Genomic DNA, 26,321 nt, shown 5'->3' with positions numbered 1-26,321 from the left:
TCCTTGATGTGCTGGCTTCGACCGACCAACGGAACAACGGCCACAGCCGCGTGGATCCCCCAATCCGTCCTGACCCGGCCCAGTCTAACGGCCAGGCCTATCGAGCCCACCTGCCCGTAGGATCTGCACGACCGCCACAACGGCAAAGGCAACGATGGCCAGCAGGGCCGTCACGCCAAGCGCTATGAACAGGACCGCTCCAGCGTCAACAATGTTCATGTTTACTTCCCGCCTCGCCTGGTTCGCCATCCGATGATCGCGGCCGAGAGCCAGAAGATGACGTATGCGATCCCGCCGATGACGAAAACCCAGTCAATACCGCTCCAACGGCCTCCATTAAGCCGGATCAGGGGCGGTGCGATGAGGCATACCCCCATGACGACGCCGAGCGCCTGGGCCCAGATGCTTCGAAAGTACGGGTCCGCCTGTATTTTCCCCATCCCGCAGTCTCCCACCGGGTCACGGGCCTGGCCAGTCACGGCATTGCTGGCCAGCGTCACACTGGCCCGGGTGTCGATCACTTGGGTGTGCATCCAGTCCCGGAGCGTGCGCTCCTTTGGTCGTCGGTCTCGTTGTGCCGGGGAACTCGTGGCCGACGGCCATGGCATGAAGGGTGTCCGGAGGCCGGGGTCCCCCTTAGACTCTCGCTCATGGGTACCCTGATGCGCGCCGAGGCGCCAGGCATCCGAGACCGGCGCGTAACACGATGATCCCGCTCGCGGTCGCCGCCTCCGCTGTATGGCTCGTCACGGCACTGTTCTGGCAAAGGTGGCGGTTCCCGGCGTTCAGGCGGCCGGGTCCGGCCGAGGAGAAATTCGCTCGCGTGAACCTGTCGGCCGTCGCTGCGCAAGGCTTCCTGGCCGTCGCCGGAACATTCGTTTCTGCTGTTACCGGCACCGGTCATCCTTTGCTAGGCGTCGCCGCGGCAATGTTCATGCTCGGAGCCGTCTATCTCTACCGGATCAAGCTGCCCAGCCCGAGTCTGTGGAGTTACGCGGGCGCGGGGCGCCACGCCGACGCGGACGCGCCGCGGCGTCCCACGTCACGGTGGCCCTACACAATCGCGTACACGATCGGCTACCTTTTGCTGCTTGCGTTCTTCGCGTCCCCGTAAACCGGATCGCCAACCGCCTAAGTCCATCGGTGCCTGCCCCCAAGTGGGCAGCCACCCGTTAACCAGCGAAAAACCCCGGAAACCCCTAAAACAAGGGGCTGTCCGGGGTTTATCCCGAGCTTCCTATCAGAATCGAACTGATGACCTTTTCATTACGAGTGAAACGCTCTACCGACTGAGCTAAGGAAGCACCGCACAAAATCCCGGGCTGAACCGGGCGCTTCATGCAAGAGTCAACTGTAATAGAGTCTCTGCGCCGCGGTCAAAATGGGACAGGCGGAAGCCGCTGAGGCCTTCAGCACACGGTGTTATCGGCCGGAACTTTGCCGCCCACCAGGTAGTTGTCCACCGAATCTTCGAGGCAACTGTTGGCCCGGCCATACGCGGTGTGACCCTCACCCTTCCAGGTGAGCAGCGAGGCGTTCCCCAGCTGTTTGCGCAGGGAGGCGGCCCAATCCACCGGGGTGGCAGGGTCGCCTGTGGTGCCGATGACCACGATCGGGGAGTTCCCCGAGTATTCCACGGCCTGCGGCGTCCGGACGTTCTTGTACGGCCAGTCAGCGCAGCTGGTCCCGCCGTAGGCGAAGAAGTAGCCAAAGGTGGGGGAGTCCTGTTCCAGTCGCTTCTCCTCCGCCCGCATGCCGGCGGTGTCCGAAACCATCGGGTAGTCAAGGCAGTTGATCGCGTTGAACGCGAACGTGGAATTGGACGTGTACGAGCCGTCGGTCGAACGGTCGGCGCTGATGTCGGCGAGGCGCAGCACCAGGCTCACATCCCCGTTCATGGCGGCCTCCAGCGCCTGGGTGAGGGCAGGCCAGCTCTGGTCGTTGTAGAGCGGGGTGATCAGGCCGCTGACGAACGTCGTCGCATTGACCAGGCGGCCGTCCTTGGCGGTGCGGGGGGTCTGCTGAACGGCGTCGATGAGGTCCCGGATCTGCTGCACGCCGGAGTCGACGCCACCGGTCAGCGGGCACTTGCCCTGCCGCTGGCAGCTGGCGACGTAGGTGTGTATGGCCTTCTCGAAAGCGCGGGCCTGGCCGCTGGTCAGGTCCTCGTTGCTGATGGAAGGGTCGAGGGCGCCGTCAAGGACCATCCGGCCCACGTTGTCCGGAAACAGTGAGGCGTAGGTGGAGCCGAGGAAAGTCCCGTACGAGTATCCGAGGTAATTCAGCTTGGTGTCATTGACCACCGCTCGGAGCACGTCCAGGTCCTTGGCTGCGCTGACGGTGTCGATGTGCGCCAGGACCGGGCCGGTTTGCGCCGCGCACTGGGCAGCGATCGCCTTGTTGTCCGCCAGCGCCGCCGCCAGCCCGGTGTCGGTTTCGAGGGCGTAGGTCTTGGCGCGTGCCGCGTCACGCTCCGCGTCGGTCATGCAGGTCACGGGAGCGGAACGCTTGACGCCGCGGGGATCGAAGCCCACGAGGTCGTAGGCATTGCGGACGGCCGCCGAGAAGTGCGTCGCTGCGGCGTCCTTCACGAAGTCATAGCCGGAAGCGCCCGGGCCGCCGGGATTGACCAGGAGGCTGCCCGTTTTCTTGCCGGTGCTGGGAGCCCGCAACGCCGCGATTTGGATGGTGTCGCCGGCCGGGTTGGCGTAGTCCATCGGGACGGTCACCTTGGCGCACTGGAATTCGCCTTCGCAGGGCTGCCAGACGACTTCCTGCGAGTAAAACTTCTCCAGCCCGGCGGGAGCGGACGCCACGATCGAGGGGTCGGCCTTGGCGGTGGCCGCCTCCGGCGGGGTTTTGTCCCCACCGTTGAGGAGGCTGCACGAGGCGAGGACCATGACCAGGGCCATGGCGCCCGCGGCGCGGACGGCGGCCAGCAAGGACCTGTGGCGTGCGGGCAGGGGGCGGGCAGTCATCGGGTCTCCTTGGAGGGCTGGATCAGGCTGGCCGCCATGGACTCGAGGGTCAGCAGCGGGGCAACGTTTGTGGTGGTGATGCGTTCGCGGGCTTTATTGATGGCATCCATCCGGGCAAGAGTGCCTTCCGGAGTGCTGCGGGCGGCGAACTCCTCCAGCTCACTCCTGAGCTCAACGTTGACCAGCTCCACGGCGTTCCCCAGCTGGATGATCAGCACGTCCCGGTAGAAGGACAGGAGGTCGGTGAGGGTCCGGTCCAAGGAATCTGTGATGGACCGCTTGGCCCGCCGCTTCTGGTCGTCCTCAAGCTGTTTCACCTGGCTGCGCATCGACGGGGGAAGCGTGCCGGACTCGGGCGCGCCGAGCGTTGCCAGGAGGGCTGCTTTTTCCGCGGCGTCGCGCTCCTCGTTGGAGCTGGTGGCCTCTGCCGTCGCGATCTTCACCAGCTTGTCCGCCATCATCACCGCCGCCGTGACGCCACGGAGACCGAGCGGGAACCGCACCGTCTCCAGGCGGCGTTCCCGGGCGGCGGAGTCCCGGGCCAGCCGGCGGGCAATCCCCACGTGGCTTTGCGCTGCCCGCGCCGCGCGTTCGGCGAGCTCAGGATCAACGCCGTCCCGCCTGACCAGCAGGGCTGCAACTTCCGAGGCAGGCGGCAGGCGCAAGGCAACACTGCGGCAGCGGGACCGGATGGTCACCAGGACGTCGGCCGGGGACGGTGCGCAGAGCATCCACACGGTGCGCGGGGTGGGTTCCTCGATGGCCTTCAGCAGCACGTTGGTGGTCCGCTCAGCCATCCGGTCGGCATCCTCCACCACGATGATCCGCCAACGCCCCGCGGACGGCCGGTTCCCCGCCGTTGCCACCAGTTCGCGGGCCTCATCAATGGTGATAGTGACCTTCTCCGTGCGGACGAAGGTCACGTCCGAGTGGGTTTCCCCGAGGATGGTGCGGCACGCTTGGCAACGGCCGCAGCCCCGCAGGCCCACGTCCTCCTGGTCGCAGTTCAGCGCGGCTGCGAAAGCCTTGGCTGCGTTGGAGCGCCCGGAGCCCGGCGGCCCGGTAAACAGCCAGGCGTGCGTCAGGCCTTCGCCGCTTGCCGCCTGGCGCAGTTGTTCGACGACGGCGGTTTGGCCCTGGAGGTCATCCCACACAGTCACGAGCCGCCACCGTCCGTCCCCTGCCGGGAGGACGACGCATTGGAAGGAGCCGGCCCGGCAAGCAGAGCGTCGACCCGGTCCCGGATTTGCGCCGCGAGTTCGTCCACCGGCAGTTCTGCGGGCAGGACCAGATACGCTCCGGGGCGGGCGGCAGCGAGGTCGAGGAAAGCCTTCCGAATCCTGGTGTGGAAGTCATCTGCCTCGGACTCCAATCGGTCCTCGGCCGCCTGGCCGGCAGTGCGGCGGCTGCGGCCAAGCCGCGGGTCGACGTCCAGGAGGACTGTCAGGTGGGGCTGCAGGCCCGAGGTGGCCCAGTCGTTGAGGGACTTGACGGCGTCCTGGCCGAGGTCGCGGCCCGCCCCCTGGTAGGCCACTGATGAGTCTATGTAGCGGTCGGTCAGCACGATTTCGCCGCGGCCGAGTGCCGGGCGGATGACCTGGGCAGCGTGGGCTGCCCGGGACGCAGCAAAAATCAGGGCCTCGGTATGGGCATCGATCTCGCCGTTGCCATGGTCCAGGACCAGCGAACGCAGCTTTTCGCCTACCGGGGTGCCGCCGGGTTCACGGGTGCGGCGCACGGTGTACCCCCGTGACTCCAGTTCAGCCGCAAGCCGGAATGCCTGCGTCGACTTGCCGGCGCCATCGCCACCTTCGAATGCGATGAACACGCCCGCCATTTGTTTGCTCACCTCCCAAGCCTACCGAGCCGGACCGACATTTCATGACCCGCCGCCGCACCCTGTGTGGACGGCCGGTGAACGCAAGGCGTCCATACGGCGGCACCCCTTTCAGGCGGATCCCGGCCGGACAGTACGCTGTTGAACATGAGTCTTTCCGAGCACCAGGCCGCGTCCCTTTCCCCCGAGACCGTAGTGGTCGCGGCCGGACGTCCGCCCCGGGAAAGGGACCAGCCGGTCAACCCGCCCATCACCTTGTCCTCCACCTACTTCGGCACCGGTCCGCTGGGCGACGGGGACCGGGGTTATGGCCGGTATTCGAACCCCACGTGGGATCCCTTCGAAGAGGCGCTGGGCCAGCTGGAGGGCTCCGCGCTGCCGGGCCTGCTGTACGCCTCAGGCCTGGCGGCCGTCAGCTCGGCGTTGTCCCTGATCCCGGCCGGGGGAGTGCTGGTGATGCCGGACCACAGCTATTCGGGCTCGCTGGTCATGGCCTCCGAACTTGCCCAGAAGGGCTTCATCGAGCTCCGCACCGTGGACATTGCCGATACCGATGCGGTCAAAGCTGCCCTGGCGCCCACCGGTCCCGCGGCCCGGGCCGCCGCCATGCTCTGGCTGGAAAGTCCCACCAACCCGATGCTGGGGATCGCAGACATGGCGGCCGTCGCTGAGGCCGCCCACGCCGCAGGAGCCATCGTCGTCACGGACAACACCTTTTCCACCCCTCTGGTGCAGCAGCCCATCCGGCTCGGGTCCGACGTCGTGCTCCACTCGGTGACCAAATACCTCGCCGGGCACTCCGACGTCGTCCTGGGGGCGCTTGTCACCTCCAACCCGGACATCCGGTCCGCCTTGCTGCACCACCGCATCATCCACGGCGCCATCGCCGGACCTTTCGAAGCATGGCTGGCGCTGCGCGGACTGCGGACCCTTGCACTGCGGGTGGAGCGGTCCCAAAGCTCCGCGATGCTGCTGGCGGAGCGCCTCTCGGCGCACCCCGCCATTGAATCCGTCCGCTTCCCGGGCCTCCCGTCGGACCCCGGCCATGTGCGGGCCAAGGCCCAGATGAAGGGCTTCGGCTCCATCATCTGCATCCAGGTGGCGGCGGCCGCGGGCCTGGGCGGTGCCGACGCTGCAAACAAGGTGGTGGAGGCCCTCGCATTGTGGCTCCCCGCCACGTCACTGGGCGGCGTTGAGTCACTGATTGAACGCCGTCGCAGGCACGCAGCGGAGCCTGCCAGCGTACCGGACAACCTGGTTCGCCTCAGCGTGGGGGTCGAAAACGTGGAGGATCTCTGGGCGGACCTGAAGCAGGCGCTGGACACGCTGGGCGGCTAGGCTGGGTTCGTGGACGGTGAACTGATTATTCGGCCTGTAGAGCAGGCAGTGTTCTTTATCCTTGGCCTGGTGGCCCTGGGACTGGAATTGTGGGCGCTGGTGGACTGTGCCCGGCACCGCGCCAACGCGTTCGAGGCGACTGGCAAGCGGACCAAGGCCTTCTGGCTCGCGCTGACCGGCGGCGCCACACTGGTGGGCGTGATTTCGTTGTTCGGCGCCGGCGGCGGCATCGTCAGCACCCTTGGCCTGTTTGGGCTCGCCGCGGTGGTGGCCGCCTCCGTCTATCTCGCCGATGTCCGCCCCGCCGTGAAGGACGCCGGCCGCGGCGGCAGCCGCAACGCGGGGCCCTACGGCCCCTGGTAGCCAGGTTCCACGGCGTCCCAGCCCACGGTTAGTTCGCCCAGCCGCCATCTGGCCGGGCCGTCCTGGACCGGCCATCCGGCGTCGCGCAGGCTCCGGCACATGCCCACCCAGCGCTGCCTGTTGCCGAACGAGGCAAGGGGTGCGCATTCCAGCCAGGCCCGGTCCAGGGCCAGCAGGAAGTCATGGATCGGTTCACCGGGAATATTCCGGTGGATGAGGGCCTTCGGCAGGCGCTCGGCCACCTCCGAGGGCAGGTCGAAACTGCCGAAGCGGACCGAAATGCTCAAGGACAGCGGCCGCTCCCGGTCAAGCGCAACCCATGTCACCCGGCGGCCCACTTCGTCGCACGTGCCGTCGATGAACAGGCCGCCCGGTGCCAGCCGGTCCTGAACCAGGCGCCAGATTCCCGGCACGTCCGCTTCCTCGTACTGGCGCAGGACGTTGAAGGCCCGGACCAGGACCGGGCGGCCGGTGACGGGAAGCTCGAAGCCGCCCACGTGGAAGGTCAGTCCCGGACGCTGGAGCGGGATCGCCGCCCGCACGCGCCCGGGCTCGATTTCGATTCCGCACATGCGGACGTCCGCCCGCACTGTGGCGAGGCGTTCAAAGAGTTCGACGGCGGTGGCCGGGGTGGCGCCGTAGCCCAGGTCAACCACGAGGGGGTCGGCCGCGGACCGCAGGCGCCACGCCTGCGGCCCCGTCAGCCACCGGTCTACCCGCCGCATCCGGTTGGGGTTGGTGGTTCCCCGGGTGACGTTGCCTACCGGACGGCCTTGCCGGCCGGCAGCTGTCCTGCCGGAAAGTTGCGGGGAATTCACCCGTTCAGCCTTTTGAACCACGGCCCCAACACTATCCCCGCCGGGGTGGAAGCGGGTCCAAAGCGGGCCCGGCCGTGTAACGCTGGGCGGCCGGCAACACTGCTCGGCTAGGATGAAAATCATGACTTACAAGCTGATTCTGCTGCGCCACGGCCACAGCGAATGGAACGCCAAGAACCTGTTCACCGGCTGGGTGGACGTTGACCTGAACGACCAGGGCCGCGCGGAAGCAGCGCGGGGCGGTGAGCTGCTGGTGGAGAACAACATCCTCCCGGATGTGCTCTACACCTCCCTGCTGAAGCGGGCCATCAACACCGCCAACATCGCGCTGGACAAAGCCGACCGCGGCTGGATCCCGGTCAAGCGTGACTGGCGCCTGAACGAACGCCACTACGGCGCACTGCAGGGCAAGGACAAGGCCCAGACCCTGGCCGAATACGGTGAAGCGCAGTTCATGGAATGGCGCCGGTCCTACGACACTCCGCCGCCGCCCCTGGATGACGATTCCGAGTTCTCCCAGGCCCACGACCCCCGCTACGCCGGCCTTGGTGACGCCCTCCCGCGCACCGAGTGCCTCAAGGACGTTTTGGTGCGGCTGCTGCCCTACTGGGAGTCGGACATCAAGGAAGACCTCAAGGCAGGCAAGACCGTCCTGGTCACAGCCCACGGCAACTCCCTCCGTGCGCTGGTCAAGCACCTGGACGGCATCAGTGACGAGGCCATCGCGGGGCTGAACATCCCCACCGGCATTCCGCTGGTCTACGACCTCGATGACGACTTCAAGCCGGTCAAGCCCGGCGGAACCTACCTGGACCCCGAGGCCGCTGAGCAGGCCATCCTGGCCGTAGCCAACCAGGGCAAGAAGTAAGACTTCGCGGTTCTTCGCCGGGTGATCGGTCGTTCCTCCCTTAGACGCACTCCGGCCGAAGAACGCGCTGCGTCAAATGTGAAACGACGACGGCGGGCTGGTCACCTGGGTGACCAGCCCGCCGTCGTTATCCGCTGGTTTAGCTGTGTTCAGTGGCGTTCGGCTGCCACGCGCCGGTGACCAGATAGGTCACTTTCTGGGCGACGGAGACGCCGTGGTCCGCGAACCGCTCGAAGTAGCGGCTGGCGAGGGCCACGTCCACGGTGGTCGCCGGCGACTCGGTCCACTCAGGTGAGGCGATGGCCTTGAAGACGCTCAAGTGCAGGTCATTGATGGCGGTATTGGCCTTCAGGATGTCCCTGGCAACCTCGAGGTCGCGGCTCTCCAGCAGGACCGTCAACTTGTCGGCGATCTCCTGGTCCAGTTCGGCCATGCGGTTGAAGGTCGCGGTCATGGACTCCGGAATGACCATGGACGGGTACCGGAGGCGGGCCAGCTGGGCGATGTGGCGCGCGAGGTCGCCCATCCGCTCCAGGGAGGCACTCATCCGCAGCGAGCCCACGATCATGCGCAGGTCGCTCGCCACGGGACCCTGCAAAGCCAGGATGTCGATGGCCCGCTCATCGAGGCTGTTCTGCAGGAAGTCGATGCGCGCATCCGCCGCGATGACGTCCTGGGCGAGGTCCACGTCCGCGACCTGGAACGAAGTGGTGGCCTTGTCTATGGCTTCGCTGACCAACCGGGAGATCTCCACCAGCTGGTCACCGACCTGGGTGAGCTCTTCCTGAAAAACCTTACGCACGTAGGCGTCCTTTCCTTGGAACTCCTGCCGGCCGCTCCAGGGCAGCAGGAATCGTGTCGCCATGGGGCGCTCTAACCATTAACTCTGTCATCGCCCGGTAAACGATTATGCCCATGGAGGTGAACGTTAGTTGAACCGTTCGCGGTAAGGGCTTCGAAGCGCCGGCGGCCCCCGGGCAAGAGCATAAAGTGGAGCTGTGGATCCTATGCTCATTGGTCTGGTTGCCGGCCTCGTCGGCCTGGCGCTTGGCACGTTCGGCGTGCTTGCGTTCCGGGTCAGCGAGAAGCAGCGCGAGCTGCTGGAGGTCGACGCCGGGGAACCTGCGCTGCCGGACGGGGCAGCGGAGGTGCTGGCCGTCGTCGGACGTGCCTTCGTGGTCCTGGACGACGTCGACGGCGTTGTCCGCGCCAGCCCGGCAGCCTACGCCTACGGCCTGGTCCGCGGCCACACCGTCGTCCACAAGGAACTCCTGGACATGACGGCGGGTGTGCGGCGCGACGGCGTCATCCTGGAGAAGCAGCTGGAGCTCCCGCGCGGACCGCTGGGGCAGGGGACCATCATCGTCCAGGTCCGGGCCGCCATGCTGGGTGAGGAATACATCCTGCTCCTGGCCGATGACCGGACCGAGATCACCCGCACGGAAGAGATCCGCAACGACTTCGTCGCCAACGTCTCGCATGAACTGAAGACGCCCGTCGGCGCCATCTCCCTGCTGGCTGAGGCCCTCGAGTCGTCCGCGGACGACGAAGAGGCGGTCCGCCGGTTCGCCAAGCGGATGCACAAGGAATCAGCCCGGCTCGCCGCACTGGTCCAGGACATCATCGAGCTGTCCCGGCTGCAGGGCGCCAGTGTGACCCAGCAAGGCGGCCCCGTGGACATCAACGCGGTCATCGCCGAGGCCGTGGACCGGTCGCAGCTGCCCGCCGAGAGCAAGAACATCAGCATCGTGGTGGGCGGCCGCACCGAAGGCAAGGTCTTCGGCGACCAGGACCTTTTGGTCACCGCGCTGCGCAACCTCATCGATAACGCCATCCGCTATTCACCCGCCAACACCAGGGTGGGAATCGGCGTGCGTTCCAGGGAGGGCCTGGTGTCCATCTCCGTGACCGACCAGGGGGATGGGCTCACGCCCGAGGACCAGGAACGCGTCTTCGAACGCTTCTACCGCGTCGATGCCGCCCGTTCGCGCCAGACCGGCGGCACCGGCCTGGGCCTGAGCATCGTCAAGCATGTGGCCTCAAACCATGGCGGCGAGGTGACGCTCTGGTCCCAGCCTGGCCAAGGGTCGACCTTCACGCTGCGGCTTCCCGAGATGGAAGGACAGGACGGCGACCGCCCGGTCCCTGACGCTCCGGCACTGCCGCCGGCACGGCAGCCGGCCGGCCAGCCTGCACTCACCCAAGTACCCCGCGCCGCCGGCGCAACAGAACGAGGAGCTAGCGCTTGAGCAGGATTTTGATTGTGGAGGACGAGGAGTCGTTCAGCGATCCCTTGTCCTATTTGCTGGGCAAGGAAGGATTCGAGGTTGAGGTGGTGGACAACGGCCTCGACGCGATCACCGAATTCGACCGCAACGGCGCAGACCTGGTCCTGCTGGACCTGCAGCTGCCCGGCCTGTCCGGCACCGAGGTGTGCCGCCAGCTCCGGCAGCGTTCCAGCGTTCCAGTGATCATGCTGACGGCCAAGGACTCCGAGATCGACAAAGTGGTGGGCCTGGAGCTCGGCGCGGACGACTACGTCACCAAGCCCTATTCCTCCCGCGAACTGGTGGCCCGGGTCAGGGCGGTCCTGCGGCGCCAGGGCGAACCGGAGGAACTGATTTCCTCAACGGTCCAGGCCGGCCCGGTCCGGATGGACATCGAACGCCACGTAGTGAGCGTGGACGGCGAGCAGGTCCTGCTGCCGTTGAAGGAATTTGAGCTCCTGGAGATGCTCCTGCGCAACTCGGGGCGGGTCCTCACCCGGGGGCAGCTGATTGACCGGGTCTGGGGGTCTGATTACGTTGGCGACACCAAAACCCTTGACGTCCACGTCAAACGCCTCCGCGGCAAGATCGAACCGGATCCCTCCGCACCCCGGTTCCTGGTCACCGTGCGCGGCCTCGGTTACAAGTTCGAACCCTAGGCTCCGGGCGGCAGAGGCTGCCCAGGCCAGTGCAACAACAAAGGGAGGGCCAACCGGCCCTCCCTTTGCTGTACGTTTCGGGGTGCCCGCCGCAGCGGGCCCGCCGCTAGCGGCTGGTGGCTGTTGCCGTTGCGCTTGGCGTGGCGGTTGCCGTTGCGCTGGCGCCGGCGGACGACGACGGCGAAGCCGACGGGCTCGCGGTGGGCAGGTAGTCCTTGTATTCCTTCAACGTGGCATCCAGGACCGGGACCTTGACCGTGCTGGTGACGTTGGTGCCGTTCTCGCTGATCTTGACGTCCACCAGCGAGCCAGGCTTTCCGCCGGTGGTGCTCAGGATGGCGGGATCGGTGTTTTCGTTCAGCAGCGTGTAGGAGTTCGCCTTCACCGGAACTTCGGTCTGCGAGCCCTTGGCGCCGTTGACCGTGAGCTTCACGTCCTTGGAAGAGGAGTTGTAGACCGCGCCGATCAGGCGGCCGGGTCCGTCTTCGCCGCTGGAAACGATGAGCATGTTCCGCAGCTGCAGCGGGCCGAGGTCTGCGCGGATGCCGTCCGAGGCGGAGTACTGGTGGCTGGTCTGCTGGGGCGTGATGTAACCGCAGCCCGCAGTCAGCAGGCTGACGCCAAGGGCAGCAGCCGTCAGTGCCAGTTTGCCGCGCTGGGCCCGGTTCATCGCAGTGGAACGCACGTCACGTACTCCTCGAGAAATTTGAAGTCTTTTGCAGCCATAGCCTATCCGCAAACGGGGTCAAACGAGGATTCGAGGCCGTCATATCGACTGTGGGAACGCTCACCTGATGCACTAATATCCTCATCCGTCAAGGGGGTTGAGGAGGTCGATTGGGCCGATTTTCCGCGTATTTTCGCGGTTCGGAGCCCTTTCTCCGGCCGGTCATATGCCTGAATCGTGATAAACTGGTCTGCGGGAAAGGGGAAATGTCCACATGGTATTTGAGGTCGGCGAGACAGTAGTTTACCCTCACCACGGTGCTGCGAAGATTGAAGAAATCAAGATGCGCACCATCAAGGGCGAAGAGAAGATGTATCTCAAGCTCAAGGTGGCTCAGGGTGATCTGACCATTGAAGTTCCAGCAGAAAACGTAGATCTTGTTGGGGTTCGGGACGTAGTGGGCAAGGAAGGCCTGGAGCACGTGTTTGATGTGCTTCGTGCCGAGTTCACCGAAGAACCCACCAACTGGTCACGCAGGTACAAGGCAAATCTGGAGAAGCTTGCTTCCGGTGACGTCATCAAGGTGGCAGAGGTCGTTCGCGACCTGTGGCGCCGGGATCACGACCGGGGCCTTTCCGCAGGCGAAAAGCGAATGCTGGCCAAGGCCCGCCAAATTCTGATTTCAGAGTTGGCGCTGGCTGAAAAGACCGACGAGGAGAAGGCAGCAAGCGTTCTCGACGAGGTCCTGGCTTCCTAAGAATTTAGCCCCGGCGGCACCCAAGTGCCGCCGGGGCTTCTTTTTGCCCGAAACCGGGCACCGGCCCGGGCATGTCGCGGCCGCCACGGCGTCGTAGGCTAGTCCGCATGAGTGAATCAAAGCCCCTGGTCACGGGAGTCATCGTGGTGGCCGCCGGTTCCGGGCAACGGCTCGGCTACGGGATGCCCAAGGCGGCTGTCCCGCTCGGTGGCGAACCGATCCTGATGCATGCCTTGCGGGGTATCGTCGCCTCCGGTGTTGCGAGCCAGGTCTGCGTGGTGCTGCCCGCAGGAGACGAGGGCCTGCGCCGCCTCTGCGGCGGTTTCCGGGACGAATTGGCCGACGGCGGCCCCCTCCTCACCCTTGTGGATGGCGGCGCCACCCGGGCTGACTCCGTCCGCGCCGGCATGGCTGCCCTGATGGACGGCACAGAAGCGGTCCTGGTCCATGATGCCGCCAGGGCACTGACGCCCGAGTCCGTCTTCCACCGCGTAGCGGAAGCCCTTGCCGCCGGCGCTGCCGCCGTCATTCCCGTTCTCCCCGTCGTGGACACCATCAAGACCGTTGCAGCCACCTCAGGAGAGGGCAGCGTGTTCGCGCCGGAGGTGGTCACGGGAACGGCCCGGCGCGAGGAACTGCGGGCCGTTCAGACACCCCAGGGATTCACCCTCGACACGCTGGTGCAGGCGCACCGGTCCGCCGAGGGACTGGACCGGCAGCAGTCGTCGGCCGTCACCGATGACGCCATGCTCGTGGAGATGCTGGGGACGCCGGTCTACGCTGTCCGCGGCTCAACCCAGTCCCTGAAGATCACCACGCCGCTTGACCTGATCTTCGCCGAAGGGCTCCTTGAGGGCCCGCTTGGCGCCCGGTGGGTGGAAGGGTGAGCGCGGACATGATCCTGCCACGGACCGGTGTGGGAATCGACGTCCATGCGTACGCCGGCGAGGACGAGGACCGCCCGTTGTGGCTCGGCGGACTCTTCTGGCCCGGCGAACGCGGCTTGGCCGGACATTCTGACGGCGACCCGGTGGCCCACGCCGCAGCCGATGCGCTGTTCTCCGCCGCCGGCATCGGCGATCTTGGCACCCACTTCGGCACGGACCGCCCGGAATTTGCCGGCGCGTCCGGAGTGACGCTGCTCGCCGAGGCGGCACGGATCGTCCGGGCTGCAGGTTTCGAGATCGGCAACATCGCCGTCCAGTTCGTGGCCAACCGGCCGAAATTCGGTCCCCGCCGGGAAGAAGCGCAGCACGTCCTCTCAGAGGCTGCCGGTGCACCGGTGAGCGTCACTGCCACCACCAGCGACGGCCTGGGATTCACCGGCCGTGGCGAGGGTATCTCCGCGGTGGCCACCGCCTTGGTGTACCCGCGGACCAGCGAAACCATCGGCTAGTCTGGAGCGGTGACCCTGCGCTTCTATGACACCGCCTCCGCCGAAGTCCGGAACTTCACCCCCATCGTTGAGGGCAAGGTCAGCCTCTATTACTGCGGGGCCACGGTGCAGGGAATGCCCCACGTGGGGCACATCCGCTCCGCCATCGCCTTCGACCAGCTGACCCGCTGGCTGCAATACCGGGGCCTGCGCGTCACGGTGGTCCGCAACGTCACCGACATTGACGACAAGATCCTCGCCAAATCCGAGGCATCTTTCGCGCCGGACTTCATCCCCGAGCCGGGAGAAGTGCCGCGCGAGGAGTGGTGGGCGCTGGCGTACCGCTACGAGAGGGAATTCCTGGCGGCCTACGACACCCTGGGCGTCTCCCGCCCAACGTACGAGCCCCGGGCCACCGGGCACATCCCCGAGATGCACGCCCTGATCCAACAGCTCATTGACCGCGGCCACGCCTACCCCGCGCCGGACGGATCAGGCGACGTGTACTTCGATGTCCGTTCCTGGGAGGACTACGGGGCACTCACCCGGCAAAACATCGACGACATGCAGGCAGCGCCCGACGCCGACCCCCGCGGGAAGAAGGATCCCCGCGACTTTGCGTTGTGGAAGGGTTCCAAAGAAGGCGAGCCGGCCACCGCCAGCTGGGCCTCGCCGTGGGGTGCCGGGCGTCCGGGCTGGCACCTGGAATGCTCCGCGATGGTCACCAAGTACCTGGGCACCGCTTTCGACATCCACGGCGGCGGACTGGACCTGCGTTTCCCGCACCACGAAAACGAGATGGCTCAGTCGCAGGCTGCGGGGCATGGCTTCGCCAACTTCTGGATGCACAACGGCATGGTGACCTACCAGGGCGAAAAAATGTCCAAATCCGTCGGCAACACCATCAGCCCCACCGAAATGCTGGAACTCGCATCCCCCCGGGTTGTCCGCTACTACCTGGGTCAGGCCCACTACCGCTCCGTCCTGGACTACCGGCCCACGTCCCTCCAGGAAGCCGCTGCCGCCGTCGAACGCATCGACGGGTTCCTGGCGAAGGCCGTGGCCCGCTTCGGCACCGATCCCGCATTAGTGGCCGGCGGCTCCGCTGACCCGGCTGAGGCCCTGGATGCTTTTTCAACTGCGATGGACGACGACCTGAACGTTCCCCGTGCCCTGGCGGCGCTGCACGAGGCCGTGCGGGCCGGGAACACGGCCCTGGCGGACGGGGACGACGACGCTGCCCGCAAGGCGATGCACGCCGTCGTCACCATGACGGACGTCCTGGGCCTGAACGCCGTCGCCGGTTCCGGGCAGGCGGGCAGCCGGGAAGCCGACGCCCTGGGTGTCCTGGTGGAGGCGCAGCTGGCCGCCCGGGCCGCCGCCCGTGCCGCCAAGGACTGGGCTGCTTCCGACGCCATCCGGGACACCCTCAACCAGGCCGGCGTCGTGGTGGAAGACGGTCCGGACGGTGCCACCTGGAGCCTCAAACGGGACTGAGCAGCCACTGCCCCTGAGCACGCCCGCAGCCCCAGCGCTTCGATTTTTCTTCGGTCAGTAGACTGGTAGGCAGACTCAGTCAGCACAATCAAGGGTGGAACATCATGGCCAACAATGGTCGCCGATCGGTTAAGCGAAGAAGGGCCCAACCATCGGAACCGGTGGCCATGGCCGCAAGGCCCTCGAAGGCAAGGGCCCCACGCCCAAGGCCGAGGACCGTCCGTACCACAAGGCGCACAAGGCCAAGCAACTGGCCGAGCGCTCCGCAGCCAAGCGCAGCCCGGGTGCACGCAGCGCCGGCGCCGCCAAGTCCGGCCCCAAGGGACGCGCCACCGAAGAAGTGGTCACCGGCCGCAACTCCGTGGTCGAGGCGCTCCGCGCCGGCATCCCGGCCAAGGCCCTGCACGTGGCCATCCGCATCGAGATGGACGACCGCGTCAAGGAGTCCCTGAAGCTCGCCGCCGAACGCGGCATCCCGCTGCTCGAAACCGGCAAGCCCGAACTGGACCGGATGACCGACGACGCCGTCCACCAGGGCCTGGTGCTCCAGATTCCGCCCTACGAGTACCAGGACGCGTACGAACTGGCCGAGGAGACGGTGGAGAAGTGGAAGAAGGGGCACGTCAGCAACGCGCCGCTCTTCGTCGCCCTTGACGGCATCACCGACCCCCGGAACCTCGGAGCGATCATCCGTTCCGTCTCCGCCTTCAGCGGCCACGGCGTCATTGTTCCGGAGCGCCGCTCCGTCGGTGTCACGGCCTCGGCCTGGAAGACGAGCGCCGGCGCCGCCGTCCGCGTCCCCGTTGCCCGCGCCTCCAACCTGAACAACGCCCTGAAGCAGTTCAAGGGCATGGGCATCTTCGTGCTGGGGCTCGACGGCGACGGCGACGTTTCGCTGCCCGACCTCACCCTCGCCACCGAGCCGGTGTGCATCGTGGTGGGCTCGGAAGGCAAGGGCCTGAGCCGCCTGGTCCGGGAAAACTGCGACCAGATTGTCTCCATCCCGATCGACTCCGCCATGGAGTCCCTGAACGCCTCCATGGCAGTGGGCATCTCGCTGTACGAGGTCTCCCGCCAGCGCGCGGCGGGGTAGTGGCCCACCGCCCGCGGTGCGGGCGCACAATTGCCTTGCGGTACCGGGTGAAGGGGCAGGTCAACCGCCCCGGGCGGCTATCATTTAGGTGATGGTCATGCCGCTTTTCGACACCGCATCCACCATGGACGCCTCCTCGGCCGTTCCCCTCGGTGTCAGTGTCCCGCGCGTTGATTCCGGCGGTACGCGCCACCACGCCGGCGGCCGGGCCAATGTTGCCTGTTTCGCGCCAGCCATTGCCAGCCTGGATATTCTGTACTGCCCGCCGGGCGGCCAGTGGCGGTCCCGGACCCTGCCGAACGTGGCGCGCGGCGTCCATCACGGCATCGTCGAGGACCTGCCCTTTGGTTCGCGGTACGGGTTCCGCCCGTCCTCAGACCGCCGGCCCCTGCCGCCGCACGCATCCGCCTCCGGGAACGGGGACGACGCCGGCAACCCGCCGTTGCTGTTGGACCCATACGGCCGGGCGGTGGACGAGCAGGACGGACTCCTGGCCAGCGTCCGCACCGCACCAGACTTCGATTGGGGATCGGACGAGCGTCTGGCCCTGCCGTGGCGCAACACGATCCTGTACGAGGCCCACGTCCGCGGCCAAAGCAAGCTCCATCCCGATGTTCCCGAGGAGCTGAGGGGCACCTATGCCGGCATGGCCCACCCCGCCATCGTGGAACACCTCACCAGCCTGGGCGTCACCTCCGTGCAGCCCTGCCCGTCCACTTCCACATCGACGAACCGCACTTGCAGGACCTGGGGCTCACCAACTATTGGGGCTACAACACCGCCGCATTCTTCGCCCTGCACCCCGGGTACGCCACCCGTGCCGCCCGGGAAGCGGGCCCGCAGGCTGTCCAGGACGAGTTCAAGGGTATGGTCAAGGCCCTGCACGCCGCCGGACTGGAAGTCATCCTCGACGTCGTCTACAACCACACGGCGGAAGGAACCCAGGACGGCCCGGTCATCAGCTTCCGCGGCCTGGGGGAGCAGGCGTACTACCGGATGGACAGCCACGGAAAGTACGTGGACACCACCGGGTGCGGCAACACCTTGAACTTCGGCGAACCGCACGTGGTCCAGCTGGCGGTCGATTCACTGCGGTACTGGGTGGACGAGTTCCATGTTGACGGGTTCCGGTTCGACCTTGCCGTCACCCTCTGCCGGAACGCCGGGAACGAGTTCGACCCCAACCACCCGTTCCTCACCGCCATCGCCGCGGATCCTGTCCTCTCCGGCGTCAAACTGATTGCTGAGCCGTGGGACATTGGCTACGGCGGCTGGCAAACCGGGCGGTTCCCGCCAGGGTGGGTGGACTGGAACGACCACTTCCGGGACGCCGTCCGGACGTTCTGGCTGGCGGACTTGGCAGCCGTGGATGCGGGCGGCCACGGCGGAACCATGGCCAAACTCGCAGATTCGCTCTCCGGTTCGGCCGGCCTCTTCCAAGCATCCGGCCGCTCACGGCTGGCATCGGTCAATTTCGTTACCGCCCACGACGGTTTCACCATGAACGACCTCGTTTCCTTCGACCGGAAGCACAACGAGGACAACGGTGAAGAGAACAGGGACGGGCACGGCGACAACCGCAGCTACAACCATGGCGTGGAGGGGCCCACGGAGAACGGCCTGATCCTGGCCAAACGTGCGCAGTCGCGGCGCAACCTGATGGCGTCGCTGATGGTCTCGCTCGGAGTCCCCATGATCACTGCCGGTGACGAGCTGGCCCGGACGCAACTGGGCAACAACAACGCCTACTGCCAGGACAACGCCATGACTTGGCTTGACTGGACGTTGACCCCGGAGGCGCACGAAATGCTGCGCAGCACCAAGCGCTACATCCGGCTGCGCAAGGAATTCCTGGCCGCCCAGCCCCATGATTTTCCCGTCCGCGACGAGCAGTCCTACCTTTACTGGTTCGACCAGTTCGGGCAGCCGATGTCCGCCGAGCGGTGGAACGACCCGCACCACCGCGTCCTGCAACTCCTGCTGGGCGATGACGGCGGCGCCCTCGCCGGGCTGGTAGTGGTGAACGGGGGCGCCACGGATGTACAAATCACGCTGCCGGACCTCGGGCGGGCGGCGCCGAGCCTCTTCGAGCTGCGCCTGACCACGTCGCCGCTTCACGAGCAGCGGCAGGGCATCCGGGTCGCGTCGGGCGAGACCGATGTTGCCGAGGCCAACTCCATCAGCATCTACCGAACCTAGACCCAAGACAACCGGCCGGCAGGTACACCCCAATGCGCAACCGCTCCATGCTTCCATTGCTCCTTACCGCCCTGGTGGTGCTGGCGCTGGTGGCGTTCAGCGGGGCCGGGCTGTTGGGCGGCAAAGGGGAAGGCACGACGCCGGGCGCGGCTTCCGGCGCCAGCGCGACTCCCGGCGGCCCGGGTTCGCCGGCGCCGGGTAGGAGCGCGGCGCCACACCGGGGAGCCAACCCGTCCAGCCTGCCGGAAATCCGTGAGTCCGCGCTCCCGGTGGATGGACGCCGCGTCCTGGCGCTGATCCGGGCCGGCGGCCCGTACCAGTTCAGCCAGGACGACCAGGTGTTCGGCAACTTTGAGCGCGTCCTGCCCGCGCGGGACCGGGGTTACTACCGCGAGTACACGGTTCCAACGCCCGGCGAACCGGACCGGGGAGCACGCCGGATCGTGGCAGGCGACGGCGGGGAGAAGTATTACACCGGTGACCACTACGCAACGTTCAAGTACATAGCGGAAGGCAGCTAGCGCACCCATGAAAATTCTTTCCGGCGACACCTGGACCCTCGAAGAGCTGAAGGCGCAGGTATCGGACGCCGGGCGCCGCAGCCTTGTGGTTCCGCCTGCCGACAGCAAACGCGCCGTCCTGGAAACCTTTGGCGAGGTCCTGGACTTCCCCGAGCACTACGGTGTGAACCTGGACGCGCTGAACGATTCGCTGCACGACTTCGCGGACAACATCACTGACAACGGCAATCCGCCGGTGACAGTCCTTTGGCAGGTGGCCGCCCCGTTCCGTGGCGACAGGGCCTTCGGCATCGTCTGTGAAATCCTGCAGGACGCCGAGCGCTACGCCGGGAAGGACCTTGCCGTCACGGCTGTCCTGCTCTGAGGCTCCTGCCTCCAGGGGCGGTGGGCTCCCGCAGGCACCTGGTGTCCGGCCGGCCGGGGCAGGCCGTACACCAGGTCAGGCGTTGACGATCAGGCCGAGCTCCGCTTTCGAGGCCAGCGCCTCGTGCCGGGGCAGCACCCGGACCGTGTAGCCGAACGGTCCGGAGCGGTCGATCAGCAGTGAGCCGCTGAACAGGTGGCGGCCGCTGCCCAAGTCTTCCTTCACCTGCAGTTCCATCATGGTGATGTCCGCCAGGGTGTCGTTCTCCTCCGCCCTTCCGTACGCCACCTCAACGCAGACATCTTCCGGAGTCAGTGCGTTCAGCGCCACGTACGCGTTGACCTGGAGGATGTCGCCGATCTGCGGGTCCTCCGAAACGCCCACCGAATCCACATGCTCCACGTGGACCTGCGGCCAGGAGCCGCGAACCTTGGCCGTCCAGGCCGCCAGCGCCCGCGCCTGTGCATATGAATTCGCGGTGGCACTGCGGCCTGCGTCGGCCGCCGGGCGGTAGAGGATGTTTACGTAGTCCCGGAGCATCCTCTCGGCGGACACGGCGGGTCCCAGGTGCGAGAGCGTGTGCTTGATCATGGACACCCAGTGCGTGGGAACTGTCTCGCTCCGGGTGGTGGAGGGGCCGGCGGCCCCCGCACCCTCGGACACCGTGCTCCCGTAGAAGCGCGGCGCCACCTGCGTTTCCAGCAGCTCGTACAGGGCGGCGGCCTCGATGTCGTCCCGCTCTTCCGGGGATGCGTCGTTGTTGGCCGTCGGAATTGCCCAGCCGTTCTCGCCGTCGTACATCTCGTCCCACCAGCCGTCCAGGACGGACAGGTTCAGCGACCCGTTCAGGGCGGCCTTCATGCCGGACGTACCGCAGGCCTCCAACGGCCGCAGCGGGTTGTTCAGCCAGACGTCGCAGCCAGGGAACAGTGTCCTGGCCATCGCGATGTCGTAGTTCGGCAGGAATGCGATACGGTGCCGGACCTCGGGGTCGTCAGTGAACCGCACCAGGTCCTGGATCATCTTCTTCCCGGCGTCGTCGGCCGGGTGGGATTTCCCGGCGATCACCAACTGGATGGGGTGGTCCTTGTGCAGCAGGAGTGCCTTGAGCCGCGCAGGTTCCCGCAGCATCAGGGTCAGGCGCTTGTACGTGGGCACGCGGCGGGCAAACCCGATGGTGAGCACGTCCGGGTCCAGCACGTTGTCCGTCCAGCCCAGTTCGGCGTCGGCCGCGCCGCGCTTCTTCCACGCAGCACGGAGCCGGCGGCGCACGTCATCCACCAGTGCCGCCCGCATTTCGCGGCGCAGCGCCCACACGTCGGCGTCGCTGACGTTGTAGGCCAGGTCCCATTTGCCCAGCGCTTCGGCCTCGGTGCCGAACTGGTCCCGGGCCAGCTTGGAGATCCGGCTGTCCACCCACGTGGGCACGTGGACGCCGTTGGTGACGGAGGTAATGGGAACTTCCGAGTGGTCGAATCCCGGCCACAGGGCAGAGAACATCCCGCGTGACACTTCACCGTGGAGCTTGGCCACGCCATTGGCGCGCTGGGCCAGGCGGAGGCCCATGACGGCCATGTTGAAGACGGCGGGGTTTCCGTCGGCGTAGTTTTCGCGGCCCAGTTCCAGGATCCTGTCCAGCGGGACGGCGGGTGCCAGGCCGGCCTGGAAGAAATGGCTGATCTGGGCGATCTCGAACCTGTCAATGCCCGCGGGGACCGGGGTGTGGGTGGTGAACACCGTGGAGGCACGGCCGGCGGCCAACGCCTCGTCGAACGTCAGGGCCTGTTCCCCTGACATCAGTTCCTGGATGCGTTCGATGCCCAGGAATCCTGCGTGTCCCTCGTTGGTGTGGAACACCTCCGGGGCGGGGGACCCGGTCAGCTTCTGGAACGCCCGCAAGGCCTTGACCCCGCCCATGCCCAGCAGCAGTTCCTGCTGCAGCCGGTGGTCACCGCCACCGCCGTACAGCCGGTCGGTGATGCTCCGCGCGGCGTCGTCGTTGCCGGGCACGTTGGAGTCCAGCAGGAGCAGCGGGACGCGACCGACGTCGGCACGCCAGATATGCGCCAGCAGGCGGCGGCCGTTGGGCAAGGGCAGCGATACCTCCACGGCCTTTCCGTTGCCGTCCGGGGACGGCTCGCGGAGCAGTGTAAGGGGCAGGCCGTCGGGATCCAGGACAGGGTAGGTCTCCTGCTGCCAGGCGTCCCGGGACAATGACTGCTTGAAGTAGCCGGCCTGGTAGAGCAGGCCCACACCCACCAAGGGAACGCCCAGGTCCGAGGCCGCCTTGAGGTGGTCGCCGGCCAGGATGCCCAGGCCGCCCGAGTACTGGGGGAGGACCTCGGTGATTCCGAATTCAGGCGAGAAGTATGCGATGGAGGCGGGTGCATCCGGGCCCAGGCCCTGGTACCAGCGCGGCTCCTCGAGGTACCGGTCAAGGTCCTCTTCGGCCGCTCGGACCCGGTCCACCACGGACTGGTCCGCGGCCAGCCGCTGGAACTCCTCCCGGCTGACCATGCCCAGGAAACCGATGGGGTCCTGCCCGCTTTCCTCCCACAGGCGCGGGTTAAGCCCGGCGAAGAGCTCGCGCGTTGGGCGGTGCCAGGACCACCGCAAGTTGCTGGCCAACCGGGCCAGCGGCCGGATGGGCTCGGGGAGGACTGTACGGACCGTAAACCTGCGGATTGCCTTCACCTGCGCCACACTAACCGACAACATGCCGGGCCGGAACAAGCTTTGGGTTTCTTTTGGGTAAATGACAGGGGCGTGAAGAAAATGGGCGGCGGCGCGATGGATTTTAGGGAGCAGCCTTAGCAATCCTGGGCATTTCTCGCTAACGTCGAGCCTGTGACGACTAACTCAGGAACCAGTGCCGCATCCACCAAAATGCCCCAGCGCCGCATCACCGAGGGTCTGCGGTTCGGACGTTTTCCCATCACCAATGTGCAGCCCGTCGTCGACGGCGGAAAGGTCCCCGCCAAAGCCCTGCCCGGCGAGGCCATCGTTGTGGGAGCCACCGCCTTCAGGGAAGGCCATGACCAACTCGGCGTCAGCGCCGTGCTCCTGGACCCCACGGGTGCCGAGCGGCAGCGGGTCCGGCTTTCCCCGCCCCGCGGGGAACGCGGAATGGGGACCGACCGGTGGGAAGGCGTCCTCACGCCGTCGGAAACCGGCGACTGGTCCTTCGTCATCGAAGCCTGGCACGACCGCTACGGCACCTGGCACCACAATGCCGAGGTGAAGATCGACGCCGGCATCGACGTCGAGCTCATGCTCGCCGAAGGTGCCAAGCTGCTCGGTGAAGCCTCCTCGGAAGACTTCCGGGACGAGGTGGACCAGGCAGCCCTCCGGCATGCCTCCGAAGTCCTGGCTGACCAGTCCCGCAGCACCGAGGAACGCCTCGCTGCGGGGTTCGGCCAGGAAATCGCGGACATCGTTGCCCGCCAGCCCATCCGCGAACTGGTGACCGTCTCGGAGAAGTTCCCCCTTCTGGTTGAGCGGGACCGGGCAGGCCGGGGTGCTTGGTACGAGTTCTTCCCGCGGTCCGAAGGCGCTGTCAAGGACCACAACACCGGCGTCTGGACCTCAGGAAACTTCCGGACGGCAGCCCGCCGCCTGGACGCCGTCGCGGCCATGGGCTTCGACGTCCTCTACATGCCCCCGATCCACCCCATCGGCGTCCAGCACCGCAAGGGGCCCAACAACACCCTCGTGGCCGGCCCGCATGACCCGGGTTCGCCCTGGGCCATCGGCGCCAAGGAGGGCGGCCACGACGCCATCCACCCCGACCTCGGTTCCTTCGAGGACTTTGACGCCTTCGTGGCCCGCGCCACCGAACTGGGCCTGGAAGTTGCGCTGGACCTGGCCCTGCAGGCGGCCCCCGACCACCCCTGGGTGCAAACGCACCCCGAATGGTTCACCACCAGGGTGGACGGCAGCATCGCCTACGCGGAAAATCCGCCGAAGAAGTACCAGGACATTTATCCGCTGAATTTCGACAATGACCCGGAAGGTCTTTCCCGCGAAATTCTCCGCATTGTGCTGCTGTGGGTCAGCCACGGGGTAAAGATTTTCCGGGTGGATAACCCGCACACCAAACCGGTGTGGTTCTGGGAATGGCTTATCGCCGAGGTGAATAAGGCCGTCCCCGGCGTCGTATTCCTCGCCGAGGCATTCACCCGGCCCGCCATGATGCACGCCTTGGGCCGGGCAGGCTTCCAGCAGTCCTACACCTACTTCACCTGGCGCAACACCAAGAAGGAGATCGAGGCGTACTTCGACGAAGTCAGCCACGAATCCCCGGCGTTCTTCCGCCCCAACTTCTTCGTCAACACCCCTGACATCCTCACCGAATACCTCCAGTACGGCGGTCCCGCGGCATTCCGGATCCGGGCGGTCCTTGCCTCCACCGGAAGCCCGCTGTGGGGCGTCTACGCCGGCTACGAACTCTACGAGCACGTTGCCCGGCCCGGCGCCGAAGAGTACATCGACAACGAAAAGTTCGAGTACAAGGCCCGTGACTGGGAAGCCGCCGCGGAGTCCGGGCGCTCGCTGGCACCGTACATCACGCGGCTTAACCACATCCGGCGGGACCACCCGGCCCTCTTGGACCTGCAGAACCTGACGGTCCACCAGAGCACCGACGAATCCACGGTGGTGTACTCCAAGCACAAGACCCTCCCCGACGGGACCAAGGACACCATCATCGTGGTGGTCAACGTGGACCCCCACGTCACCAAGGAATGCAGTGTCGTCCTGGACCTGGCGGCCCTGGAGCTGGACCCGCAAGACCGCACCCCGGGCGGTGGCTTCTACGTGGACGACCTCATCTCAGGCCAAAGCTGGGAGTGGGGCGAGTACAACTACGTGCGGCTCGACCCGCACGTGGAACCGGCCCACATCCTGAGCGTGAGGAGAATGCATTCGTGAGTTTCAATCCGCAGAGTTCCGGCCACTTCACCCCAAAGAGCACGTTCGAGCTAAATGCCCCCGGCCTTCAGCATGACCCCCTGTGGTACCGCAAGGCCGTGTTCTACGAGGTACTGGTCCGGGCCTTTGCGGATGCCAACGGCGATGGGTCCGGGGACTTCTCCGGACTCATCGACCGGCTGGACTACCTGCAGTGGCTGGGCGTCGACTGCCTCTGGCTGCCCCCGTTCTTCCAGTCACCGCTGCGCGACGGCGGCTACGACATCTCCGACTACAACTCCGTGCTGGACGAATTCGGCACCATCAGCGACTTCAAGCGGCTCGTGGCTGAAGCCCATGCCCGCGGCGTCCGGGTCATCATCGACCTGCCGCTGAACCACACCTCCGACCAGCATCCCTGGTTCCAGGAATCCCGGAAAGACCCCGACGGGCCCTTCGGCGACTTCTATGTCTGGAGCGACACGGACGAGAAGTACCAGGACGCACGCATCATCTTCGTCGACACGGAGGAATCGAACTGGACGTTCGATCCCATCCGGCGGCAGTTCTTCTGGCACAGGTTCTTCAGCCACCAGCCGGACCTGAACTTCGAAAATCCCAAGGTGATCGAGGCCGTGTTCGACGTGGTCCGGTTCTGGCTGGACCAGGGAATCGACGGGTTCCGTGCGGACGCCATCCCGTACCTCTTCGAGGAAGAGGGCACCAACTGCGAGAACCTGCCCGCCACGCACGAGTTCCTCCGCAGCCTGCGGGCCATGGTGGACGAAAGCTACCCCGGCCGGGTGATCATCGCCGAGGCAAACCAGCCGCCCAATGAGGTGGTGGAGTACTTCGGGACCGAGGAGGAACCCGAATGCCATATGGCGTTCCACTTCCCGATCATGCCCCGCCTGTACTACGCCCTCCGGGACCAGAAGGCCGCGCCCATCATCGAAACCATGCGCGACACACCGGACATCCCCGACGGTGCCCAATGGGGGACCTTCCTGCGCAACCACGATGAGCTGACCCTGGAGATGGTCACCGCTGACGAGCGCGCGGCCATGCTGGGCTGGTACGCGCCGGACCCCCGCATGCGCGCCAACATCGGCATCCGGCGCCGGTTGGCGCCGCTCCTCGACAACTCCCGGGCCGAGATCGAGCTGATCAACGCGCTCCTGCTCTCACTTCCGGGGAGCCCGTTCCTCTACTACGGCGACGAGATCGGGATGGGGGACAACATCTGGCTCCAGGACCGGGACGCCGTCCGAACCCCCATGCAATGGAACCCAGACCGGAACGCCGGGTTTTCGCACGCCGATCCGGGAAAGCTGTACCTGCCGCCCATCCAGTCGCTGGTGTACAACTACGGCATGGCCAATGTCGAAGCCGAGGCCGCACACTCGGGGTCGCTGCTGCGCTGGACTCGCCAGATCCTGAGCGTGCGCAAGAACCACCCCGCGTTCGGCCTCGGCGGGTTCAAACACGTGGAAGCAGACCACGATGCCGTCCTGGCGTACCTGCGCGAACTGCCGGCCAGCAACCCGGCCGGCGCCCCTGCCGAAACCATTTTGTGCGCCTTCAACCTTTCCCAGCATCCCGTGGCCGCCACCCTGGCCATTCCCGAGTACGCGGGGCGGGGGCTGCGCGATGTTTTCGGCGGCCAACCCTTCCCGGGCATCGGTGATGACGGAAGCCTCACCTTGACCATCGGAAGCCATGACTTCTTCTGGCTCCGGATGCGGACGGCGGGGTCCAACCCGTCTTCGCCCTACACCCAGGCCATGCCCATCCTGTCGATAGAGAACTGAG

23 protein-coding genes, 1 tRNA gene and 2 pseudogenes are annotated in these 26,321 nt (G+C 66.5%); 16 read left to right on the top strand and 10 right to left on the bottom strand.

What is annotated here, in order from left to right; genetic code table 11:
- Positions 1 to 84: 84 nt before the first annotated feature.
- The gene (locus ACX5I6_RS01205; RefSeq protein ID WP_285247448.1) at positions 85 to 219 is read right to left on the bottom strand and encodes a hypothetical protein; all 135 of its coding nucleotides are present in this window, start codon (positions 217 to 219) and stop codon (positions 85 to 87) included.
- Between the two features lie 2 nt (positions 220 to 221).
- Complete coding sequence (locus tag ACX5I6_RS01200; RefSeq protein WP_285247449.1) at positions 222 to 533, bottom strand: hypothetical protein; 312 nt, start codon at positions 531 to 533, stop codon at positions 222 to 224.
- Positions 534 to 706: 173 nt separating this feature from the next.
- Here ACX5I6_RS01200 and ACX5I6_RS01195 point away from each other — a divergent pair, with 173 nt between their 5' ends.
- Positions 707 to 1,114 carry a hypothetical protein gene (locus tag ACX5I6_RS01195; protein WP_285247450.1) on the top strand — a complete coding sequence of 136 codons (408 nt, stop codon included), beginning with the start codon at positions 707 to 709 and terminating at the stop codon, positions 1,112 to 1,114.
- A gap of 117 nt (positions 1,115 to 1,231) precedes the next feature.
- Here ACX5I6_RS01195 and ACX5I6_RS01190 read toward each other — a convergent pair.
- From ACX5I6_RS01190 to tmk, 4 genes are all read right to left on the bottom strand, one after another.
- A tRNA-Thr gene (locus tag ACX5I6_RS01190) sits at positions 1,232 to 1,304 on the bottom strand.
- Positions 1,305 to 1,409: 105 nt separating this feature from the next.
- The gene (locus tag ACX5I6_RS01185; protein ID WP_285247451.1) at positions 1,410 to 2,978 is read right to left on the bottom strand and encodes an alpha/beta hydrolase; all 1,569 of its coding nucleotides are present in this window, start codon (positions 2,976 to 2,978) and stop codon (positions 1,410 to 1,412) included.
- Positions 2,975 to 4,138, bottom strand: a complete 1,164-nt coding sequence (locus ACX5I6_RS01180; RefSeq protein WP_285247452.1) for a DNA polymerase III subunit delta' — start codon at positions 4,136 to 4,138, stop codon at positions 2,975 to 2,977. Before ACX5I6_RS01180 ends, ACX5I6_RS01185 begins: the two co-directional genes overlap by 4 nt.
- Positions 4,135 to 4,827, bottom strand: coding sequence for a dTMP kinase (gene tmk, locus ACX5I6_RS01175; RefSeq protein WP_285247453.1), 693 nt, complete (start codon positions 4,825 to 4,827; stop codon positions 4,135 to 4,137). Before tmk ends, ACX5I6_RS01180 begins: the two co-directional genes overlap by 4 nt.
- Positions 4,828 to 4,962: 135 nt before the next feature.
- Between tmk and ACX5I6_RS01170 the strand changes: the two genes are divergently transcribed.
- Positions 4,963 to 6,153 carry a trans-sulfuration enzyme family protein gene (locus ACX5I6_RS01170; protein ID WP_461839176.1) on the top strand — a complete coding sequence of 397 codons (1,191 nt, stop codon included), beginning with the start codon at positions 4,963 to 4,965 and terminating at the stop codon, positions 6,151 to 6,153.
- Positions 6,154 to 6,162: 9 nt separating this feature from the next.
- Positions 6,163 to 6,516, top strand: a complete 354-nt coding sequence (locus ACX5I6_RS01165; protein ID WP_285247455.1) for a DUF2516 family protein — start codon at positions 6,163 to 6,165, stop codon at positions 6,514 to 6,516.
- Here ACX5I6_RS01165 and ACX5I6_RS01160 read toward each other — a convergent pair.
- On the bottom strand, positions 6,501 to 7,355 hold the full coding sequence (locus ACX5I6_RS01160) for a class I SAM-dependent methyltransferase (RefSeq protein ID WP_461839175.1): 855 nt from the start codon (positions 7,353 to 7,355) through the stop codon (positions 6,501 to 6,503). The two genes, ACX5I6_RS01165 and ACX5I6_RS01160, sit on opposite strands and share 16 nt — an antisense overlap.
- Positions 7,356 to 7,455: 100 nt before the next feature.
- Between ACX5I6_RS01160 and ACX5I6_RS01155 the strand changes: the two genes are divergently transcribed.
- Entirely contained in the window at positions 7,456 to 8,202 is a 747-nt protein-coding gene (locus ACX5I6_RS01155; RefSeq protein ID WP_018762316.1) for a phosphoglyceromutase, read from the top strand.
- Positions 8,203 to 8,341: 139 nt separating this feature from the next.
- Here ACX5I6_RS01155 and phoU read toward each other — a convergent pair whose 3' ends face one another.
- Entirely contained in the window at positions 8,342 to 9,004 is a 663-nt protein-coding gene (gene phoU, locus ACX5I6_RS01150) for a phosphate signaling complex protein PhoU (RefSeq protein WP_285245793.1), read from the bottom strand.
- Positions 9,005 to 9,209: 205 nt separating this feature from the next.
- Between phoU and ACX5I6_RS01145 the strand changes: the two genes are divergently transcribed.
- Both ACX5I6_RS01145 and ACX5I6_RS01140 read left to right on the top strand, forming a co-directional pair.
- Entirely contained in the window at positions 9,210 to 10,451 is a 1,242-nt protein-coding gene (locus ACX5I6_RS01145; protein WP_461841643.1) for a sensor histidine kinase, read from the top strand.
- A complete protein-coding gene (locus ACX5I6_RS01140; RefSeq protein WP_026264738.1) occupies positions 10,448 to 11,128 on the top strand; it encodes a response regulator transcription factor in 681 nt (226 codons plus the stop codon). The genes ACX5I6_RS01145 and ACX5I6_RS01140 overlap by 4 nt, the downstream gene beginning before the upstream one ends.
- Positions 11,129 to 11,234: 106 nt before the next feature.
- Here ACX5I6_RS01140 and ACX5I6_RS01135 read toward each other — a convergent pair whose 3' ends face one another.
- Positions 11,235 to 11,798 carry a hypothetical protein gene (locus tag ACX5I6_RS01135; protein ID WP_285247477.1) on the bottom strand — a complete coding sequence of 188 codons (564 nt, stop codon included), beginning with the start codon at positions 11,796 to 11,798 and terminating at the stop codon, positions 11,235 to 11,237.
- Between the two features lie 271 nt (positions 11,799 to 12,069).
- On the opposite strand from ACX5I6_RS01135, the gene ACX5I6_RS01130 reads away from it, so the two are divergent.
- The 8 genes and pseudogenes from ACX5I6_RS01130 (at position 12,070) to ACX5I6_RS01095 (ending at position 19,601) form a co-directional block, all read left to right on the top strand.
- Entirely contained in the window at positions 12,070 to 12,552 is a 483-nt protein-coding gene (locus ACX5I6_RS01130) for a CarD family transcriptional regulator (RefSeq protein WP_011690592.1), read from the top strand.
- Positions 12,553 to 12,659: 107 nt separating this feature from the next.
- A complete protein-coding gene (gene ispD / locus ACX5I6_RS01125; RefSeq protein ID WP_461839174.1) occupies positions 12,660 to 13,439 on the top strand; it encodes a 2-C-methyl-D-erythritol 4-phosphate cytidylyltransferase in 780 nt (259 codons plus the stop codon).
- Between the two features lie 8 nt (positions 13,440 to 13,447).
- Positions 13,448 to 13,948, top strand: coding sequence for a 2-C-methyl-D-erythritol 2,4-cyclodiphosphate synthase (gene ispF / locus ACX5I6_RS01120; RefSeq protein ID WP_285247458.1), 501 nt, complete (start codon positions 13,448 to 13,450; stop codon positions 13,946 to 13,948).
- Positions 13,949 to 13,957: 9 nt separating this feature from the next.
- Positions 13,958 to 15,424 carry a cysteine--tRNA ligase gene (gene cysS / locus ACX5I6_RS01115; RefSeq protein ID WP_461839173.1) on the top strand — a complete coding sequence of 489 codons (1,467 nt, stop codon included), beginning with the start codon at positions 13,958 to 13,960 and terminating at the stop codon, positions 15,422 to 15,424.
- A gap of 104 nt (positions 15,425 to 15,528) precedes the next feature.
- Positions 15,529 to 16,517 (top strand): annotated as a pseudogene (gene rlmB / locus ACX5I6_RS01110) (23S rRNA (guanosine(2251)-2'-O)-methyltransferase RlmB).
- A 91-nt stretch (positions 16,518 to 16,608) separates the two neighbouring features.
- Positions 16,609 to 18,716 (top strand): annotated as a pseudogene (glgX, locus tag ACX5I6_RS01105) (glycogen debranching protein GlgX).
- A 32-nt stretch (positions 18,717 to 18,748) separates the two neighbouring features.
- A complete protein-coding gene (locus ACX5I6_RS01100; RefSeq protein ID WP_461839172.1) occupies positions 18,749 to 19,237 on the top strand; it encodes a guanyl-specific ribonuclease in 489 nt (162 codons plus the stop codon).
- A 7-nt stretch (positions 19,238 to 19,244) separates the two neighbouring features.
- The gene (locus ACX5I6_RS01095; RefSeq protein WP_285247462.1) at positions 19,245 to 19,601 is read left to right on the top strand and encodes a barstar family protein; all 357 of its coding nucleotides are present in this window, start codon (positions 19,245 to 19,247) and stop codon (positions 19,599 to 19,601) included.
- A 75-nt stretch (positions 19,602 to 19,676) separates the two neighbouring features.
- On the opposite strand, the gene glgP is transcribed toward ACX5I6_RS01095, so the two are convergent.
- A complete protein-coding gene (glgP, locus tag ACX5I6_RS01090; RefSeq protein WP_461839171.1) occupies positions 19,677 to 22,295 on the bottom strand; it encodes an alpha-glucan family phosphorylase in 2,619 nt (872 codons plus the stop codon).
- A 192-nt stretch (positions 22,296 to 22,487) separates the two neighbouring features.
- On the opposite strand from glgP, the gene ACX5I6_RS01085 reads away from it, so the two are divergent.
- Positions 22,488 to 24,530, top strand: coding sequence for an alpha-1,4-glucan--maltose-1-phosphate maltosyltransferase (locus ACX5I6_RS01085; RefSeq protein WP_461841642.1), 2,043 nt, complete (start codon positions 22,488 to 22,490; stop codon positions 24,528 to 24,530).
- A complete protein-coding gene (gene treS, locus ACX5I6_RS01080; protein ID WP_461839170.1) occupies positions 24,527 to 26,320 on the top strand; it encodes a maltose alpha-D-glucosyltransferase in 1,794 nt (597 codons plus the stop codon). The genes ACX5I6_RS01085 and treS overlap by 4 nt, the downstream gene beginning before the upstream one ends.
- Position 26,321 lies beyond the last annotated feature (1 nt).

The sequence above is a fragment of the Arthrobacter sp. MMS24-T111 genome, assembly GCF_054888995.1.
The sequence above is the reverse complement of the archived record's forward strand: the minus strand, read 5'-3'. Positions and strand labels throughout refer to the sequence as shown.